Source organism: Streptomyces sp. NPDC093149, from assembly GCF_044754145.1.
Classification (GTDB): Bacteria; Actinomycetota; Actinomycetes; order Streptomycetales; family Streptomycetaceae; genus Streptomyces.
This window is the reverse complement of record NZ_JBIVON010000002.1, coordinates 373,025-386,951: the sequence shown is the minus strand read 5'-3', so window position 1 is coordinate 386,951 and position 13,927 is coordinate 373,025. Positions and strand designations below refer to the sequence as shown.

At 71.4% G+C, this 13,927-nt stretch carries 11 protein-coding genes; 3 read left to right on the top strand and 8 right to left on the bottom strand.

Annotated elements, in window-relative coordinates; genetic code table 11:
• Positions 1 to 33 precede the first annotated feature (33 nt).
• The 8 genes from ACIQCZ_RS08290 to iolC all read right to left on the bottom strand — a co-directional run bounded on the left by ACIQCZ_RS08290 (position 34) and on the right by iolC (position 11,808).
• Positions 34 to 1,602, bottom strand: a complete 1,569-nt coding sequence (locus tag ACIQCZ_RS08290) for a long-chain-fatty-acid--CoA ligase (RefSeq protein WP_402280689.1) — start codon at positions 1,600 to 1,602, stop codon at positions 34 to 36.
• 64 nt (positions 1,603 to 1,666) lie between these two features.
• Positions 1,667 to 4,858 (bottom strand): type I polyketide synthase, encoded by a 3,192-nt coding sequence (locus tag ACIQCZ_RS08285; protein ID WP_402280687.1) that lies wholly within the window; start codon positions 4,856 to 4,858, stop codon positions 1,667 to 1,669.
• 5 nt (positions 4,859 to 4,863) lie between these two features.
• Entirely contained in the window at positions 4,864 to 5,349 is a 486-nt protein-coding gene (locus ACIQCZ_RS08280; RefSeq protein ID WP_402280685.1) for an acyl carrier protein, read from the bottom strand.
• 222 nt (positions 5,350 to 5,571) lie between these two features.
• A complete protein-coding gene (locus ACIQCZ_RS08275; protein WP_402280683.1) occupies positions 5,572 to 7,071 on the bottom strand; it encodes a CoA-acylating methylmalonate-semialdehyde dehydrogenase in 1,500 nt (499 codons plus the stop codon).
• A gap of 24 nt (positions 7,072 to 7,095) precedes the next feature.
• On the bottom strand, positions 7,096 to 8,985 hold the full coding sequence (gene iolD, locus ACIQCZ_RS08270; RefSeq protein WP_402280681.1) for a 3D-(3,5/4)-trihydroxycyclohexane-1,2-dione acylhydrolase (decyclizing): 1,890 nt from the start codon (positions 8,983 to 8,985) through the stop codon (positions 7,096 to 7,098).
• Complete coding sequence (iolB, locus tag ACIQCZ_RS08265) at positions 8,982 to 9,881, bottom strand: 5-deoxy-glucuronate isomerase (RefSeq protein WP_402280679.1); 900 nt, start codon at positions 9,879 to 9,881, stop codon at positions 8,982 to 8,984. Before iolB ends, iolD begins: the two co-directional genes overlap by 4 nt.
• Positions 9,878 to 10,813, bottom strand: coding sequence for a deoxyribose-phosphate aldolase (locus ACIQCZ_RS08260; RefSeq protein WP_402280678.1), 936 nt, complete (start codon positions 10,811 to 10,813; stop codon positions 9,878 to 9,880). The genes iolB and ACIQCZ_RS08260 overlap by 4 nt, the downstream gene beginning before the upstream one ends.
• Entirely contained in the window at positions 10,810 to 11,808 is a 999-nt protein-coding gene (gene iolC / locus ACIQCZ_RS08255; RefSeq protein ID WP_402280677.1) for a 5-dehydro-2-deoxygluconokinase, read from the bottom strand. Before iolC ends, ACIQCZ_RS08260 begins: the two co-directional genes overlap by 4 nt.
• A gap of 132 nt (positions 11,809 to 11,940) precedes the next feature.
• Between iolC and ACIQCZ_RS08250 the strand changes: the two genes are divergently transcribed.
• From ACIQCZ_RS08250 to ACIQCZ_RS08240, 3 genes are all read left to right on the top strand, one after another.
• The gene (locus tag ACIQCZ_RS08250; RefSeq protein ID WP_402280675.1) at positions 11,941 to 12,906 is read left to right on the top strand and encodes a sugar phosphate isomerase/epimerase family protein; all 966 of its coding nucleotides are present in this window, start codon (positions 11,941 to 11,943) and stop codon (positions 12,904 to 12,906) included.
• Between the two features lie 102 nt (positions 12,907 to 13,008).
• Positions 13,009 to 13,422 carry a peptidoglycan-binding protein gene (locus ACIQCZ_RS08245; RefSeq protein ID WP_402280674.1) on the top strand — a complete coding sequence of 138 codons (414 nt, stop codon included), beginning with the start codon at positions 13,009 to 13,011 and terminating at the stop codon, positions 13,420 to 13,422.
• Positions 13,423 to 13,684: 262 nt separating this feature from the next.
• A complete protein-coding gene (locus ACIQCZ_RS08240) occupies positions 13,685 to 13,882 on the top strand; it encodes a MerR family transcriptional regulator (RefSeq protein ID WP_351080521.1) in 198 nt (65 codons plus the stop codon).
• The last annotated feature ends 45 nt before the right edge of the window (positions 13,883 to 13,927 follow it).

Below are 13,927 nucleotides of genomic sequence, written 5' to 3'. Positions count from 1 at the left end.
TGCCGGCACCGGTACCGCCGTCGGCCCCGTCCGTCAGTGGATCTTGCTGGCCCGCCCTGCCCAGAACCGGTCCCGCAGTTCGCGGCGGAGCACCTTGCCGGTCGAGTTGCGGGGCAGGCCGTCCAGGAAGTCGTACCGGACGGGGATCTTGAAGTCGGCGATCCGCCCCTTCAGGGACAGCATCAGTTCCCTCGGGGTCGCCCGCATGCCCTCGTTCAGCACCACGCAGGCATGCACCGCCTCGCCCCAACGAGGGTGCGGAGCACCGATGACCGCCACCTCGGCCACCGCGGGGTGCTTGCCGAGCGCCTCCTCCACCTCGCCGGGGTAGACGTTCTCCCCGGCGACGATGATCGTGTCCTTGATCCGGTCGCAGAGATAGAGGTAGCCGTCCTCGTCGAGGTAGCCGGCGTCGCCCATCCGCAGCCATCCGTCCGTCAGGGTCCGCGCGGTGGCCTCCGGCAGGTTCCAGTAGCCCAGCATCACCGCGGCCGACCGCACCCACACCTCGCCGGTCTCCCCCGCCGCACAGGTCCTGCCGTCGGCGACGATCCGTATCTCCACCCCCGGGCACGCACGCCCGGCGGCACGCAGCCGCGGGCTTCCCGGTATGTGGTCGGGCATCGGCAGCAGGGCCACCGCGTTGCCCGTCTCGGTGGCGGCGTATGCCTGCACCAGATCGGCCCCCAGCACGTCGAGGGAGCGGACCAGCAACTCCTGTGCGATCGGCGATCCGCCGTAGACCGCCTTGCGCAGTGTCGCGAAGGTCTCCTTGGACGCGGCGGGCTCGGCCAGCATCATCTGGAGCATGGCCGGGGCGACGAACGTGGTGGTGACGCCCACGTCCCTGATCAGCGCGACCGCTTCCTGGGCGACGAACATCCGCATGATCACGTTCGTCACGCCGGCGGTGAACCCCTGCATGGACCAGGAGAGCCCGGCGATGTGCAGTCCCGGCAGCCCGATCAGGCTCTTGTCGCCGGGTTTCCAGTCCACCCAGTCCAGGCCGTTGTCGTCCATGGCGCGGCCCAGCGCGAAGAAGCTCCGGTGGGGCAGGACCACGCCCTTCGGCGGTCCGGTGGTGCCGCTCGTGTACATCTGGGCGACGGGCTGGGCGGGATCGGGGCGATAGCCGGTGCCGGTGTCCGGGAAGGCGGACTTCCAGTCCGCGTAACCCGCGCCGCGCCGTCCCAGGACATCCATGCCGACGATCGTCTTCAGCTCCGGCAGTTCGGCCTCGACCTGCTCGGCGGTGGCGCGGTACTCCTCCTCCACGAACAGCAGCCGGGCGCAGGAGTCGCGCAGCTGGTGCTCGACCTCGCTCTCGGTGAGCCGCCAGTTGACCGGTACCAGGACGGTGCCGCTCTTGGCGCAGGCGAAGGCGATCTCGTAGTAGTGCTGCGACTCCATGCCGAGGAACGCGACCCGGTCGCCGGGAGCGAGCCCCGCGGCGAGCAGGGCGTGCGCGGCGCGGTTGCTCTCACGGTCGAGTTCGGCGTACGTCACCTCGGTGCCGAGGTGGATCATGGCGACATGATCGGGCCGGACGGCGGCGTGGTGTCCGGGGATGGCGGCGAGTGTCTCTGGCGTGGCCTCGTCCATGGTCTCTCCATCAACAGGTCCGGCTGATCGGAAGGTTGCTGCCCGGCCGGGTGCGGCGCGGGGTTCAGTCCGAGGTCAGCCGTTGCTCGGCGAACTCGGCCAGGGAGCGTGCGCTGGGGTGGTCCAGCACCTCGGACACCGTGGTCCTGCGGCCCAGGGCCGTGCCCAGCTGCCCGCTGAGCCGGGCGGCGGCCAGCGAGTCCAGACCCAGGTCGAGGAAGTGCGCGCCGGGCTCGATCTCCGCGGGGTCGTCGAACTGGAGCTCGGCGGCCATCAGCGCACGGATGTGTCCGGTGAGGGCGGCGAGCCGTTCGTCCTGGCCCATGGAGAGCAGCCGTCCGGTGTCCAGCTCGGCCGGGGCGGTGGCGACGGGCCCGGCCGCCGCCGGGGCGTCCGGTGCGGTGCTCGGCCGGGCACCCGCTCCGGCCCCGGGCGAGAAGCGGCGCGGGTTCGCCGACCGGAGCCAGTACTCCTGGCGGTCGAAGGCGTAGCCCGGCAGCACCACCCGTCGCATCCGCCGCTCCGAGTGGAAGCCGGTCCAGGACACCGGGTATCCGGCGGCGTACAGCTTGGCGACCGACGACAGCAGCGCCAGGTCGTCCTGCTGGGCCGGGCGCAGACTGGGCAGCCAGGTGTCTCCCGGGGCGTCGAGGTTCTCCCGGGCCAGCGAGGACAGCGTGGCGGACGGCCCGATCTCGATGTACGCGTGCCTGCCGCGCCGGGCCACGGTGCGCATCCCGGCCGCGAAGTCCACCGGTTCGGCGATGTGCCGGACCCAGTAGTCGGGCTTGGAGATGTCCCGCCACCGGGCCACCTGACCCGTGAGGTTGGAGATCAGGGTGAACTCGGGCTCGTGGAAGACGATGCCGGCGAAGACCGCCCGGAACTCCTCGGTGACCGCGCCCATCAGCGGCGAGTGGAAGGCGTGCGAGACGGGCAGCCGCTTGACCCGCACGCCCTTGGCGGTCAGCGCGGTGGTCGCCGCGTCGAGCGAGGCGGCGCCGCCCGAGATGACGCACTGCGTGGGTGCGTTGTACGCGGCGACGGCGAGGTCCTCGTACGGCTCCACCAAGGCGTTCACCGTCTCGGCGGGAGCCCCGACGGCCGCCATGCCGCCGGGAGCGGTGACCGAGTCCATCAGCCGGGCCCGCACCGCCACCAGCCGCACCGCGTCGGCCACGGTGAAGAGTCCGGCGACGGTCGCGGCGACCACCTCGCCGATGCTGTGTCCGATGACGGCGGAGGGCCGCACGCCCCAGGAGAGCCACAGCCGCGCCAGCGCGTACTCCAGGACGAACAGGGCGGGCTGGGTGTACCGGGTGCGATGCAGTTCCTCGGCGTCCTCGGTACGGCCGAACATCAACTCCCTGATGGAGCGGCCCAGATGCGGGGCGAACAGCTCGTCCAGCTCGTCGACGGCCCGGCGGAACAGCGAGTGGCGGCCGTACAGGGCGAGGCCCATGCCCGGGTGCTGCGCACCCTGTCCGGTGAACAGGAAGACCGCTTTGCGTACGGCCTCCGGCCTGTCGGCCGTGGGCCTGGCGGCCCGGTCGGCGAGCAGTGCGCGCAGACCGGCGTGATCGCGGACGACTCCGGCGATCCGGTGGTCGAAGTGGGCGCGACCGGTGTTGCCGGTGTGGCAGATGGCGTCGACGGGCAGGTCGGGCCGGTCGGCCAGCAGCCGCTGGTAGCGCTCGATCTGCAGGGCGAGGGAGCGGGCCGACTTCGCGGACAGGGTGAAGACATGACCGCTCTCCCGGCCGGCGCCGACGGGCCGCCCGTCCGCCTCACGGTCCGCGTCCTTGGACCGGCCGTCCGTCTCACGGCCCGCGTCCCCGGCCGGATCCGTCTGCTCGCGGGCGGGGGCGTCCGCGTCGGCGGGCGCCTCTTCGAGGACCGCGGACGCCAGAGTTCCGGCGAAGCCGAAGGAGTTGACCATCGCGCGCCGGGTGGCGGACGTCCAGGGACGGGTCCGCGTGGGGATCTCGACCGGGGAGACCTCCCAGGGAATGCGCGAGGACGGCTTCTCGAAGTTGAGGTGCGGGAAGATCTCGCCGCTGCGGAGCTGGGCGACGGCCTTGATGACTCCGCCGATCCCCGCGGCCGGCTCCATGTGTCCGAGGTTGGTCTTGGACGAGCCGACGATCACCGGATCGCTCCTGCTGTGCGAGTCCGCGAAGACCTCGCTGATCGCACCGATCTCGATCGGGTCCCCGAGAGGGGTTCCGGTGCCGTGCGCCTCCACGTACTGGATGTCGCCGGGCTCCAGCCGGGCGCTGCTGAGCGCCCGCCGCAACAGGGTCTCCTGCGCCGCGCCGTTGGGCACGGTGAGCCCGGCGCTCTCCCCGTCCTGCCCGACGGCGCTGCCGCGGACGAGCGCCAGGACGGCGTCGCCGTCGCGCCTGGCGTCCGAGAGCCGCTTCAGCACGATCATGCCGCAGCCCTCGGCCCGGCCGTAGCCGTCGGCCGCGTCGTCGAAGGTCTTGCAGAGGCCGTCGGGCGAGAGCGCGGTCAGATCGGAGAAGAGTGCGGTGCTCCGGGGGTGGTGGATGGCGTTGACCCCGCCGGCCAGGGCGATGTCGCACTCGCGGCGGCGCAGCCCCTGGACGGCGAGGTGGAGTGCCACGAGGGAGGCCGAGCAGGCGGTGTCCACGGTGATGGAGGGCCCGCGCCAGCCGAGGAAGTACGAGAGTCTGCCGCAGATGCCCGAGTGCGAGACCCCGGCCGCGATCCGCCCGTCCAGTTCGTCGTCGGGGAGCTCGTCCATCTCCATCACGTAGTCGAGGGAGCTGGCGCCCACGTAGATGCCGCCGTTGCCGTGCCGCAGCGCGGTCGGATCGATCCCCGCGTGTTCGAGGGACTCCCACGCCGTCTCCAGCACGAGCCGCTGTTGCGGGTCCAGACAGTGCGCCTCGGCCGGGGCCGTCCTGAAGAACTTGGGGTCGAACCGTTCGAGGCCTTCGAGGAAGCCGCCGCCCGTGGTGCGGATGACGCCGCGGCCCTCACCGGACGCGTATGCCTCGACGTCCCAGCGGTCCTTCGGCAGCGGGCCGATGGCGCTGCGTCCCTCGCGCAGGAACTCGGTGAATTCCTCCAGGGAGTTGTTCCCGCCGGGAAAGCGCAGGCCGACGCCCACGATCGCGATCGGTTCGTATTTCTCCCGCAGCAGCTCCTTCAGGAGCTCACGCTGCCTGCGCAGATCCTCCCTGGCCTGCTCCAGGGCATCGGCGGTGGTCGCGTCGTCCAGGTCTGCCATGTCTGCTACCCCTGTCCCTGGTAGAGGTTCTTGAGGGCTTCGTCGACCAGATCGTCCGCCGAGGGGTCGGCGGGGGCGGCGGCGCGGGGGCCGGGGGCGGCGCCGGACGTGGTTCCGTCGCCGGGCGCGGACGCGCGCGCGGGACGGAACAGGCCGGGGAGCAGCTCGTCGCAGATGTGGTCCATCAGCTGGCCCACGGTGGGGCTGTTGAACAGCAGGTTCGCGCTGAGTTCGTGCCCGATCATCGACTCCAGGCTCTGCTTCAGATCGGTGATCGTCAGCGAGGTGAGCCCCAGGTCGAAGTAGCTCTCGTCCATGGGGAGTTCGTCGTCGTCCTCCATGAGGAGCGCGACCTTGAACTCGGCGACGACGAGGTCCTCCAAGGCCTGTCGCCGCTCGGACCGGGCGAGATCGAGCAGGTCCTCCACGACCGTGGTGGCGCCCACCGTCTCGGGCCCCGAAGGGCGTTCGTCCACCGCACTCACTGCCATCGCCTCCACCACGTCGAGCCTCCGCAAGAGCCCCCGGTACCGCGCTTCGTGGGTGCCGGATCCATTCCAGTCGACGAGCACGAGGGCAGTCCAGCGCCGTCGGACCGGCGGTACGGCCATGTGCCCGCGCCGTCAGCGACACGTCAGCGCGGGGGTGCGGCGGACATGACGACGGCCCGTACGGACACAGCGTCCGTACGGGCCGTCGGGTGGGGCTACGGGTCAGTGGTTGCGGGGGAAGCCCAGGTCCACGCCCGCCGGGGCGTCGGCCGGGTCCGGCCAGCGGGTGGTGACGACCTTGCCGCGGGTGTAGAAGTGCACGCCGTCGTTGCCGTAGATGTGGTGGTCGCCGAAGAGGGAGTCCTTCCAGCCACCGAAGGAGTGGTAGCCGACCGGCACCGGGATCGGCACGTTGACGCCGACCATGCCGGCCTCGATCTCCATCTGGAAGCGGCGGGCGGCGCCGCCGTCGCGGGTGAAGATCGCGGTGCCGTTGCCGAACGGCGAGGCGTTCATGAGGGCGACGCCCTCCTCGTACGTCTCGGTGCGCAGGACGCACAGGACCGGGCCGAAGATCTCGTCCTTGTACGCGTCCGAGTCGGTGGAGACGTTGTCGAGGAGGGAGAGGCCGATCCAGTGGCCGTCCTCGAAGCCCTCGACCGTGAAGCCCGTGCCGTCGAGGACGACATCGGCACCCTGGGCGGCCGCGCCCGTGACGTAGGAGGCGACCTTGTCGCGGTGGGCGGCGGTGATCAGCGGGCCCATCTCGGACGTCGGGTCGTTGCCGGGACCGATCTTGATCTTCTCGGCGCGCTCCTTGATCTTGGCGACGAGCTCGTCGGCGATGGAGCCGACCGCGACGACCGCGGAGATCGCCATGCAGCGCTCACCGGCGGAGCCGTACGCGGCGGAGACGGCGGCGTCGGCCGCGGCGTCGAGGTCCGCGTCCGGCAGCACCAGCATGTGGTTCTTCGCGCCACCGAGCGCCTGGACGCGCTTGCCGTTGGCGGTGGCGGTCGTGTGGATGTGACGGGCGATCGGGGTGGAGCCCACGAAGGAGACCGCGGCCACGTCGGGGTGGGCGAGGAGCCCGTCGACGGCGACCTTGTCACCGTGCAGGACGTTCAGCACACCGTCCGGCAGACCGGCCTCGGAGGCCAGCTCGGCCAGCAGGTTGGCGGCCGAGGGGTCCTTCTCGCTGGGCTTGAGCACAAAGGTGTTTCCGCAGGCGACGGCGAGCGGGAACATCCACATCGGCACCATGGCCGGGAAGTTGAACGGGGTGATGCCGGCGACGACACCGAGCGACTGGCGGATCGCGGAGACGTCGACCCGGCTGGAGACCTGCGTGGACAGCTCGCCCTTGAGCTGGGTGGTGATGCCGCAGGCCAGCTCGACGATCTCCAGACCGCGGGCGACCTCGCCCAGCGCGTCCGAGTGCACCTTGCCGTGCTCGGCGGTGATCAGCGCGGCGATCTCGTCGCGGTGGGCGTCCAGCAGCGCGCGGTAGCGGAAGAGGATCGCGGTGCGGGTGGCCAGCGAGGACGTGCCCCAGGTGGCGTAGGCGTCCTTGGCGGCGGCGACCGCCGCGTCGACCTCTTCGAGGGAGGCGAGCGCGACCTGCGTGGTGACGGCGCCGGTGGCCGGGTCGGTGACCGGGCCGTAGTTGCCGGACGCGCCCTCGACGGTCTTGCCACCGATCCAGTGGTTGACGGTCTTCATGACAGAACTCCTTCAGTGGCGTCTTCAGAGGTGGCGGCGTCGGTCGGCGACGTGTCGGTCGTACTCTTCGCGGGCTTTCACGGCCGACGGCCGGGTGGCCGTTTCGGCTACGGGAACATCCCACCACGCCTGCGCCGGAGGGGGGCCCGACACTGTGTCTGCCGTTTCGGTCTCGACGTAGACACAAGTGGGACGGTCCGCCGCGCGCGCCTGGGCAAGGGCTTCGCGCAGGTCACGCACGGTCTGGGCGCGGAGCACCCGCATCCCCAGCGAGCCCGCGTTGGCCGCGAGGTCGACGGGGAGCGGGGGGCCGGTGAAGGTGCCGTCGGCGGCCCGGTGGCGGTAGGCCGTGCCGAAGCGCTCGCCGCCGACCGCCTCGGAGAGGGAGCCGATGGACGCGTAGCCGTGGTTCTGGAGGACGACCAGCTTCACCGGGAGCTCCTGCTGCACCGCGGTGACGATCTCGGTGGGATTCATCAGGTACGTGCCGTCGCCGACGAGGGCCCAGACGGGGCGGCCGGGGGCGGCCAGCTGGACCCCGATCGCGGCCGGGATCTCGTAGCCCATGCAGGAGTAGCCGTACTCGACGTGGTACTGGTGCGGGGAGCGGGCCCGCCAGAGCTTGTGCAGGTCGCCGGGGAGCGAACCGGCCGCGTTGATCAGGATGTCGTCCTCGGTGACCAGAGTGTCGAGGAGGCCCAGGACCTGGGTCTGGGTGGGGCGGGCGTCCGGGTCGTCGGCGGTGAACGCGGCGGTGACGCGCCGCTCCCATTCCTCCTTGGCCTCGGTGTACTCGGTCTCGTAGGACGGGTCGACGCGATGGTTGCGCGCGGCGAGTGCGGCGGTGAGGGCTTCGAGAGCGGTGCGGGCGTCGGCGACGAGCGGCAGCGCGCCGAGTTTGTGGGCGTCGAAGCCCGTGATGTTGAGGTTGACGAAGCGCACCGCCGGGTTCGAGAAGAGCGTGGCGGAGGCCGTGGTGAAGTCGGAGTAGCGGGTGCCGATACCGATGACCAGGTCGGCGGTGCGGGCCAGCTCGTCGGCGGTCGCGGTGCCGGTGTGGCCGATGCCTCCGACGTCCGCGGGGTGGTCGTGGCGCAGGGAACCCTTGCCGGCCTGGGTCGAGGCGACGGGGATACGGGTGGCGGCGGCGAACGCGGCCAGGGTCTCCTCCGCCGCACTGTGATGGATGCCGCCGCCCGCCACGATCAGTGGCCGACGGGCGCCGCGCACGGCCCGTACCGCCCGGTCGAGCTCGTACGGATCGGGAGCGGGGCGGCGCACGTACCAGACGCGCTCGGCGAAGAACTCCTCCGGCCAGTCGTACGCCTCGGCCTGCACGTCCTGCGGCAGCGCGAGGGTGACCGCGCCGGTCTCCGCCGGGTCGCTCAGGGTTCGCACGGCCTGGAGGGCCGCCGGGATCAGGGCCTCGGGGCGGGTGATCCGGTCGAAGTAGCGGGAGACGGGGCGCAGGCAGTCGTTGACCGAGAGGTCCCCGGCGGACGGGACTTCGAGCTGCTGGAGCACGGGGTCGGCGGGCCGGGTCGCGAAGGTGTCGCCGGGCAGCAGGAGGACGGGGAGGTGGTTGATGGTGGCGAGGGCGGCGCCGGTGACGAGATTGGTGGCGCCGGGGCCGATGGAGGTGGTGACGGCGTGCGCGGAGAGCCTGCCGGACTGCCGGGCGTAGCCGACGGCGGCGTGCACCATGGCCTGCTCGTTGCGGCCCTGGAGATAGGGCATCGCGCGGCCCGACTCGGTGAGGGCCTGACCGATCCCGGCGACGTTGCCATGGCCGAAGATGCCCCAGGTGGCGCCGATCAGGCGCTGTCGTCGGCCGTCGCGCTCGGTGTACTGGCGGGAGAGGAAGGACACCAGGGCCTGGGCGGTGGTCAGCCTGCGGGTGCGTGGTGCGCTCATGAGCTCGCCTCCGAACCGTACGGCGGGACCGTCCCGTACAGCGGCAGTCTGGGGTCCACCGGCTGCGAGGTCCAGGTGTCACGGATCCAGCCGTGGTCGGGGTGGTCGCTGATCAGCCACTCCCGCTGCTCGCCCGGACCCGCCATCACATTGAGGTAGTACAGCGTGCGGCCGGGGGCCGCGATGGACGGGCCGTGCCAGCCGTCGGGGACGAGCACCGTGTCACCGCTGCGGACCTCGGCGAGGACGTCCGTGCCGCCGTCCCTCGACGGCGACACCCGGTGGTAGCCGAGCCCGTCGTCCGCCACCTCGAAGTAGTAGATCTCCTCCAGCACGGACTCGACTCCGGGGCGGTCCTCGTCGTGCTTGTGCGGAGGGTAGGACGACCAGTTGCCACCCGGGGTGAGGACCTCGACGGCGATCAGCCGGTCGCACTCGAAGGTGTCGGCCGCGGCGAAGTTGTTGACCTGACGGGAGCAGTTCCCGGTGCCGCGCAGCTCCACGGGTACCTCCGGCGCGGGGCCGTAGCGAGCGGGGAGTCGTCGCTCGCACTTCGCTCCTGCCAGGGCGAAGCGGCCTCCTGCGCCGGAGGCGATCTGTGCATGGGCGTCACGCGGGACGTACGCGAAGTCGGATACCCCGCTGAACACGCTTTCCCGGCCCAGCAGTTCAAAGATCTCACCTGAGGTGTGCACCGTACAGCCACCGGTCAACGGCAGTACGATCCACTCGCTCTCCCCGGTGACGAGCGTGTGAATTCCGCCCGGTCCCAGCTCCAGCACACGCAGGCTCGACCGGTCCCAGCCGGCCCGCTCCGGATCGATGTCGAGGGCATAGGGCCCGTTCGCCGTGGTTCCGGCGCGGAGGTGGTACCGCGGTTCGTCGTCCGTCGTCATACCCACTCCCTACCCCGTGCCGGGCTCTCGCCCGTTCCTCTCGGCTCCAGCAGCGACACGGCCGTGTCGACGGCCTCCGCCACCTTTCCGTCGGCCGGGTAGAGCAGCGAACGCCCCACCACCAGGCCCTGGACGGTCGGCAGTCGCAGCGCCGTGCGCCACTTCTCGAACGCGCCGTCCAGATCGTCGCGCACCTCGCCGCCCAGCAGCACGGCGGGCAGCGTGGAGGCCTCCATCACCCGGGCCATGTCGTCGGGGTTCTCGGTGACGGGAACCTTGAGCCAGGTGTACGCGGACGTCCCGGCGAGCCCCGAGGCGATGGCGATCGAGGTGGTGACCGCCTCCGCACCGAGGTCGTTGCGGACATGGCCGTCCGCGCGGCGGCAGAGGAACGGCTCGACGAAGACCGGCAGCCGGTGCGCGGCCATGGCGTCGATGGCACGTGCGGTGGCGTGCATGGTGTCGAGCGAGCCGGGGTCGTCGTAGTCGATACGGAGCAGCAGTTTGCCCGCGTCGAAGCGCAGACGGGCGAGGTCCTCGGGGCGGTGGCCGGTGAAACGGTCGTCGAGCTCGAAGGCCGCGCCCGCGAGCCCGCCGCGGTTCATCGAGCCGATGACGACCTTGTTCTCCAGCGCGCCGAGGAGCAGCAGGTCGTCGAGGATGTCGGCGGTGGCCAGGACTCCGTCCACACCGGGACGGGAGAGGGCGAGGCGGAGCCGTTCCAGGAGTTCGAAGCGGTTCGCCATGGCCAGTTCGCGGTCGCCGACGGCCAGGGAGCCACGGGCCGGATGGTCCGCCGCGATGATCATCAGGCGTCCGCCGCTGCCGACGAGGGGGCGTCTGCGGCGCCGCGCCGCGGCCTCCGCGACGGCCTCGGGGTGGCGCACGCGCAGGTGGACGAGTTCAAAGACCGAGGAGGCCGCGGGCGTCATGGAGTGGCTCCGGTGGGGCGGGAGGTGACGGCGCCTTCGGCCAGCGCCGTTTCGACTTCGTGCGGGAACGGCATCGCGGAGGAGCAGGCGAGCCGGGAGGCGACGATCGCGCCGGCCGCGTTGGCGTACCGCATGATGCGCTCCGTCTCCCAGCCGGCGAGCAGTCCGTGGCAGAGCGCCCCGCCGAAGGCGTCACCGGCGCCCAGGCCGTTGACGACCTCGACGGGCAGCGGCGGCACGTCGGCCACCGTGCCGTCGCGGTGGACGGCGAGGACGCCCTTGGGGCCCCGCTTGACGACGGCCAGTTCGATGCCCGCGGCGATCAGGGCGCGGGCGGCCGCGTGGGGTTCGCGCTCGCCCGTCGCGATCTCGCACTCGTCGAGGTTGCCGACGGCGACGGTGGCATGGGCGAGTGCCTCCCGGTAACGGGCGGCCGGGGCGCGGCGGGACGCGGGATCCTCCGTGGTGTCCCAGAACATCGGGCGCCAGTCGAGGTCGAAGACGGTGATGCCGGACCGGTCGCGGGCGCGGAGTGCGGCGAGGGTCGCGGTACGGCTCGGCTCGGCGCACAGGCCGGTGCCCGTCATCCAGAAGACCCGGGCGGACCGCACGGCGTCGAGGTCCAGTTCGGACGCATGGATCTCCAGGTCGGGTGCCTTGGGCTGCCGGTAGAAGTAGAGCGGGAAGTCGTCGGGCGGGAAGAGCTCGCAGAAGGTGAGGGGGGTCGGCCAGGCGTCGACGGGCGTCACCCACCGGTCGTCGACCCCGAACTCCCTCAACTGGTGGTGCAGATACTCCCCGAAGGCGTCCCGGCCGGTGCGCGTCACCACCGCCGTCCGTCGTCCGAGCCGGGCCGCCGCGACGGCGACGTTGGTGGGCGAACCACCGAGGAACTTCCCGAAGGTGTCGACCCGGGCCAGCGGCAGACCGGTCTGCAGGGGGTAGAGGTCCACGCCGATCCGGCCCATGGTGATCACGTCGTACTGCTCAGGCATACGCATCCCTTCGACCGGCGACCGGGGCGGCTGTTCCCAGGTCTAGCCCTCGCCCGGAACCCTGTCAATGCTTTGTCCGGACATAAGGACGAATGATTGACACTCACTCCCGGGGCCGGGAGGCTGGACGGCATGACCTCCTCCGCATTGACTCCGGCCCGTATCCGTATCGGTTCGGCACCCGACTCGTGGGGGGTGTGGTTCCCCGACGATCCCCGGCAAGTGCCCTGGCAGCGCTTCCTCGACGAGGTCTCCGCGGCGGGTTACGAGTGGATCGAGCTCGGCCCGTACGGCTATCTCCCGACGGACCCGGCCCGCCTCGCCGACGAGACCGGCCGCCGCGGACTCACCGTCTCGGCCGGGACCGTTTTCACCGGATTGCACCATGGACCGGACGTCTGGGACCGGACCTGGGCGCATGTCGCCGACATCGCGGCACTCACCCGGGCGATGGGTGCCGGGCATCTGGTGGTCATCCCGTCCTTCTGGCGCGACGACCGGACGGGCGAGGTCCTGGAGGACCGCGTTCTCACGGCCGAGCAGTGGCGCCACCTCACCACCCAGACGGAACGGCTGGGCCGCGAGGTACGGGACCGCTTCGGGCTGCGCATCGTCGTCCATCCGCATGCCGACACGCACATCGACAGCGAGGAGAACGTCAGCCGCTTCCTCGACGCCACCGATCCCGACCTGGTCTCGCTCTGCCTCGACACCGGCCACTACGCCTACTGCGGCGGTGACAGCGTCAAGCTGATCGAGACCTACGGCGAACGGATCGGTTATCTCCACCTCAAGCAGGTCGACCCGGAGATCCTGGCCGAAGTCGTGGCGCACGAGGTGCCGTTCGGGCCGGCCGTGGCGCGCGGCGTGATGTGCGAACCGCCGGGCGGGGTACCCGCACTGGAACCCGTACTCGCCGCCGCCCGCGAGCTGGACGTGGACCTCTTCGCCATCGTCGAGCAGGACATGTATCCGTGCCCTCCCGACAAACCCCTCCCCATCGCCCGCCGTACGCGGGACTTCCTCCGCTCCTGCGGTGCCCCGCGCGCCGACGGCCCCCGCCGGACCCCGGACACGCCGAACGACCCCGGGAAGTGACGAAGTGACGGTGCGCGGTGTTGTGCTCGACGAGGCGCCGGTACGCGGTCCCGGCCGCGCCCGCCGCCGAACACCCCGCCACCGCACGAGGAGCAACTCGCCGTGATCCGAAAGATGCTGTCGTTCCGCAGGACGGCCGGGGCCCCGGCCCTGGCCGCGGCCGCCCTGGCCGCCGCCCTCACCACGGCCCCGGGAGCCTCCGCCGACGCGCACAACCCGCCGCCACCGCCCGGCTCCAGCCCGGTCTGCGTCTTCTACGACGGCGACGGGCCGGCCTTCTTCGGGGAGCGGGGCGAGCGGGTCTCCCAGGTGCAGTGCATGCTGGCCAACCGCCACTATCTGCCGTGGTCCGCGCTCGACGGAACGTTCGGACCGCAGACCCTCCTCGCCGTGCAGCGCTTCCAGGCGGACCACCCGCCGCTCGCGCCGAACGGCCTGGTCACCCCGGCCACCTGGTCGGTGCTCCGGCACGCGGGGCCGAGTCGCACAACGCCTCTCCCCTATCCGCCGGTGTGACTCCGGTCGCCGGACGCCTCTCTCGCCAAGGGCTGTTCCGCAATCCCTCGAACACCATGTACTGCTTCTGTCACAGAGATCCATCTCTCGTCACAGGTGTCTTCGGTACGCGGGTCTTTCGTCACAGGCGCTCGACAGCCCCTCCCCGGAACTCGCCCCGTTTCGTTGCACCGGGCACTGACTGAGTGATCGTCAGCGTCGATACCGCGGCTCCCCCGGCGGCCTCCCCCGGCTGCCGCCGCAGTGCAGAGAGGTGTCACTTATGACGGACAGAAGACTCTGGTCCTACAAGGACATTGCCGCGCACATCCGGGTGCAGCCGGACACCGTCCGCTCCTACCGCAAACACGGTCACCTCCCGCCGCCCGACCATGTGGAGGGCGGCAAGCCCTACTGGTACGCGGACACCATCCGTGCCTGGGTCGCCTCAAGACCCGGCAACCGAGGGCGCGGTCACTGATCGCCTCCGGTCCCGTACGGCGAGCGGTCCCCACCCGCCGCCGCA

What these genes read in the sequence shown, in the direction of transcription:
- ACIQCZ_RS08290 (WP_402280689.1), bottom strand. Translation starts at nt 1,602, where the DNA reads ATGGACGAGGCCACGCCAGAGACACTCGCCGCCATCCCCGGACACCAC.
- ACIQCZ_RS08285 (WP_402280687.1), bottom strand. Translation starts at nt 4,858, where the DNA reads ATGGCAGACCTGGACGACGCGACCACCGCCGATGCCCTGGAGCAGGCC.
- ACIQCZ_RS08280 (WP_402280685.1), bottom strand. Translation starts at nt 5,349, where the DNA reads ATGGCAGTGAGTGCGGTGGACGAACGCCCTTCGGGGCCCGAGACGGTG.
- ACIQCZ_RS08275 (WP_402280683.1), bottom strand. Translation starts at nt 7,071, where the DNA reads ATGAAGACCGTCAACCACTGGATCGGTGGCAAGACCGTCGAGGGCGCG.
- iolD (WP_402280681.1), bottom strand. Translation starts at nt 8,985, where the DNA reads ATGAGCGCACCACGCACCCGCAGGCTGACCACCGCCCAGGCCCTGGTG.
- iolB (WP_402280679.1), bottom strand. Translation starts at nt 9,881, where the DNA reads ATGACGACGGACGACGAACCGCGGTACCACCTCCGCGCCGGAACCACG.
- ACIQCZ_RS08260 (WP_402280678.1), bottom strand. Translation starts at nt 10,813, where the DNA reads ATGACGCCCGCGGCCTCCTCGGTCTTTGAACTCGTCCACCTGCGCGTG.
- iolC (WP_402280677.1), bottom strand. Translation starts at nt 11,808, where the DNA reads ATGCCTGAGCAGTACGACGTGATCACCATGGGCCGGATCGGCGTGGAC.
- ACIQCZ_RS08250 (WP_402280675.1), top strand. Translation starts at nt 11,941, where the DNA reads ATGACCTCCTCCGCATTGACTCCGGCCCGTATCCGTATCGGTTCGGCA.
- ACIQCZ_RS08240 (WP_351080521.1), top strand. Translation starts at nt 13,685, where the DNA reads ATGACGGACAGAAGACTCTGGTCCTACAAGGACATTGCCGCGCACATC.